Genomic DNA, 578 nt, shown 5'->3' on the forward strand with positions numbered 1-578 from the left:
CGCTGCAGACCATGGCGCGCGTGGCGGCGTGGTGCCACCTGCGCGGCTGCGGCCGGCACGGGACCGATCTGGTGGAAAAGGTGCAGGCCTATGCGGCGGGCAGCGCGTGGCGCAAATCGGCGCTGAAGCTGGCGGCGCATGGCAAAGACGTGTCGCTCAAGCAATGGGCTGAGTTTGCTGAAGATTATCGTCAGGCGCGCGGTGGCAAGTCCGTTTAAGCGCGCAGTGTAAGGCCGCGATGGCGCGCCGTTGACGTCACGCCCATGCGTACTATTTGAAATCCCTCTGAGATCGCAATGAAAAACCTCGACAACCCCTCGCATGATCGCGAGGTGGGCGTCGCCGACGCGACGCAAGATACGACGCGCATCGACGACACCCGCATCGGCGCGGTGCGTCCGCTCATTTCACCGGCGCTGCTGCTGGACGAGCTGCCCGTGCCTGCCGATACGCAGACGCTCGTCGAAGACACTCGCCGGGCCATCAGCAACATCCTGCACGGTCGCGACGATCGGCTGCTGCTCATCGTCGGCCCGTGCTCGATCCACGATCACGACCAGGCGCTCGATTACGCGCGC

General features: G+C 65.2%; 2 pseudogenes. Both read left to right on the plus strand.

The annotated features are described in order from the left end of the window. A pseudogene (locus tag FUT88_RS25270) lies at window positions 1-218 on the plus strand (DUF2252 domain-containing protein); the annotation flags it as partial. A 78-nt stretch (window positions 219-296) separates the two neighbouring features. After that, window positions 297-578: pseudogene (locus FUT88_RS25275) on the plus strand (3-deoxy-7-phosphoheptulonate synthase); the annotation flags it as partial.

Origin of the sequence: Ralstonia sp. TCR112, from assembly GCF_007997035.1 — a bacterium.
GTDB lineage: Bacteria > Pseudomonadota > Gammaproteobacteria > Burkholderiales > Burkholderiaceae > Ralstonia > Ralstonia edaphi.